Source organism: Frankia sp. CeCAU1 (assembly GCF_977971845.1).
In genome coordinates this window covers 1-3,105 of record NZ_CDWWXA010000252.1, presented here as the reverse complement: position 1 = coordinate 3,105, position 3,105 = coordinate 1, and the positions used below count along the sequence as shown (strand labels likewise).

Sequence of the window (3,105 nt, the reverse complement as noted above, 5' to 3'; positions counted from 1 at the left end):
GGGCCGGACGGGGTGGGGCCGGATGCGGTCGGATCCGAGATGACCTGTGGCGGCCGGTAGCGGAAGACGAGGGTGCTGAGTGTTACCGGGAAGGCGAGTTCGAGACGAGGGTCGGCGCGCACCGTCCGTGCCGCGTGCTGCGCGAGATCATGGCAGGCATCCACCCGGGCGCCGAGACCGTCGCGGCCGAGGGCCCGAAGGGTGACCGCGATGGGGAAGGCGTCCGCGCGGCGGGTGGTCCGCAGCGACCGGCCCAGCAGGCTGGTGAAGCCGGCCGCCTCGTCATCCTCCGGGTTGAGGTACTCCGCCCGTGTCGCGAGGCTGGCCCAGCCGTCGTCGCGGGCGGTGAGGAAGACTCCGGCCGGCGCCGGCTGCCAGCCGAGTTTGTGCAGATCCAGTGCGACCGAATCTGCGAGGTCGAGTCCGTCCAGCAGGCCGGCCAGCCGATCGGACAGCAACGCGCCGCCGCCGTGGGCGGCGTCCACGTGAAACCAGCAGGCCGCCCCGCCGGACCTTGCCTCCATGCCCGATGGCCTGCTCGGGTCCTGCGACCCACCTAACCGGAGGCGATGTTCCTCGACCACCGCGGCGATCTGTCGAAGCGGGTCGACCGCGCCCGCATCGGTGGTGCCAGCGGTGGCCACGACGATGGCCGGCCCGGCGTGCGCGGCCAGGGCGTGACGGAGCGCCTCGACGCGCATCCGGTGCCGGTCGTCGGTCTCGATGACCAGCACCGGAGGCGCGTCGATCGCGAGCAGGGACGCCGCCCGATCAATCGAGAAGTGTGCCGCCGCCGAACGGAACACCCGAGGTGCCGGCCGGTCCGCTCCTCGGTGCCCGGGGCCTCCTTGGTGCCCGGCATCGTGACCTGGGGCGGCCGGGCCCAGAGCGTCTTGCCCGGTCGGGCCACGGCGGGCCGCGTCCCGACCGAGGAACAGGCCCATCAGGTTCGATTCGGTCCCACCGGTGGTGATCGTGCCGGTGGCCCGGTCCGGATCGAAGCCGACCAGCGCGGCCAGGGTCGCGACGACCTCGGTCTCGATCGTCGTGGCCGCGGGAGCCTGGTCCCAGGAGTCCAGGGACGGATTGAGGGCGCTCACGGCGAGGTCGGCGGCGATCGCGACCGCCAGCGGAGGGCAGTGCAAATGGGCGGCGCACCACGGGTCCGCCGGGTCCGCGGAACCGGCGGCCAGGGCTTCGACCAGGCCGGTCAGCGCGGCCGACGGGCCGATTCCGGTTCTCGGTAGCAGGGCCCCTGTACTGTCCGGGGGGGTCGGATCCGCCGGGGCCGGATCGGCCGGAGTCAGGCCGAGGGCAGCTCTGGTCATGGCGCGCACCACCGGTGGGCCACCGGCGGGCAGCGGGCCGCCGCGGATCCGGCGGCCATCGTCGAGGGCGGCCAACGCGAGATCGACCATCGGCCGTAGCCCCGGGAGGATGGGGATCTCCCGCCTCCGTGGACCGTCCATGGACCCCCCGTTCCTCCGCCGACGTTCCTCCGCCGACGTGGGCTTTCCGGCTGGTGCGGACTCTCCGGCCGGCGCGGTGGCGACAGGTGTGTCAGGGCTGCGCGGGGGGATCATCCGGCGGATCCGAACCGGACGTGGGCCTGATCGGCGGGTGGGTGTCCCAAGGCCGTGTGGACGGAGAGCCTGCGGACGGCGGCATCGATGGCGTCGGCGAGGATCGCGAGGACGCGATCGCCCTCCTCATTGCTGAGGATCAGCGGTGGCAACAGCCGGACGACCGCGCCGTGCCGCCCACCGAGCTCGATGATCAGGCCGCGGCGCAGACATTCGGCACGTACCAGACCGGCGAGTCGCGCGTCGGCGGGATGCGCGCCGACGAGGTCCGGGGCTGCGGTCGGATCGACCATCTCGGCGCCGAGCATCAGCCCGCGGCCGCGCACGTCGCCCACCTGCGGCCGGTCCCGGGCGATCTCTGCCAGGCCGGTGAGTAGGCGCGTGCCGAGTCGGGCGGCGCGTTCGTCGAGACGGTCCTCTCGCACCAGGCGCAGCGTGGCGTGGCCCGCGGCCATCGCCAGCTGGTTTCCACGGAAGGTGCCGGTATGTGCCCCGGGCGCCCAGGTGTCCAGCTCAGACCGGTAGGCGATGACGGCCAGTGGCAGCCCGCCGCCGATCGCCTTGGACATGACGATGATGTCGGGGGTGATGCCGCTGTGCTGCGCGGCCCAGTACTTCCCGGTGCGACCGACTCCCGTCTGGACCTCGTCCAAGATCAGTGGGATACCGCGGCGACGGGTGATCTCGCGGATGGCGCGGAGCCAGCCGTCAGGAGCGGGAACCACCCCGCCCTCACCCTGAACCGGTTCTACGATCAGTGCCGCTGGCCTGACTACCCCTCCGGCCGGGTCATCGAGGAGACGTTCGATGTAGCGGGCGGACAACTCGGCACCGTCCGGACCGGGGGCGCGACCGGACCCCACCCCGAACGGGCACCGGTAGGGGAAGGGGAACGGCAGCCGTACGACGGATGTCGATGGCGGCAGAGGATCTTTGACGGCGACGTTCCCGGTCACGGCCAGGGCACCCGCCGTCATTCCGTGGTATCCACCGGTGAACGCGAGGATGGTCTGGTTGCCCGTCACCGTCTGCGCGAGCTTGATGGCCGCCTCGACCGCGTCGGCGCCGCTCGGGCCGCAGAAGTGCAACTTCACATCGCTCCCCATGCCGGCCGGCAGGCAGCCACGGAGTTCGTCGGTGAAGGCGTCCTTCTCGGGGGTGGCGAGGTCGAGCGTGTGCAACGGGGCGCCTCGGGCAAGCATCGACGTGATCGCCTCGGTTACCACCGGATGGTTGTGTCCCAGCGCGAGCGTTCCGGCGCCGGCCAGGCAGTCCAGGTAGCGGCGGCCATCCGCGCCGAGAACCATGGCTCCGGACGCCCGGACAGGCACGATCGGGAGGGTCCGCGCATAGGTCCGTGCCGCCGATTCGCGCTGACGCTGACGCGCGAGGATCGTGGCCGGGTTCGCGGCGTCCGTGGGTGCGGACCCGGGACCCGTGGTGGGGGCTGCGGGCGTGGACCTGGCGGCGACGGGGATCGTGGTCGCAGGGGGCGTGGTCGCAGGGGGCGTGGTCGCAGGGG

Annotated in this window: 2 protein-coding genes; both read right to left on the bottom strand. The window is 72.7% G+C overall.

Annotation, left to right across the window (positions count from 1 at the left end; all coding sequences use genetic code 11):
- A partial coding sequence (locus AC08OO_RS23120; RefSeq protein WP_476619088.1) for a pyridoxal phosphate-dependent decarboxylase family protein occupies nt 1-1,469 on the bottom strand: 1,469 nt, incomplete at its 3' end.
- Nucleotides 1,470-1,579: 110 nt separating this feature from the next.
- The gene (locus AC08OO_RS23115) at nt 1,580-3,061 is read right to left on the bottom strand and encodes a diaminobutyrate--2-oxoglutarate transaminase family protein (RefSeq protein ID WP_476619089.1); all 1,482 of its coding nucleotides are present in this window, start codon (nt 3,059-3,061) and stop codon (nt 1,580-1,582) included.
- Between the last annotated feature and the right edge of the window lie 44 nt (nt 3,062-3,105).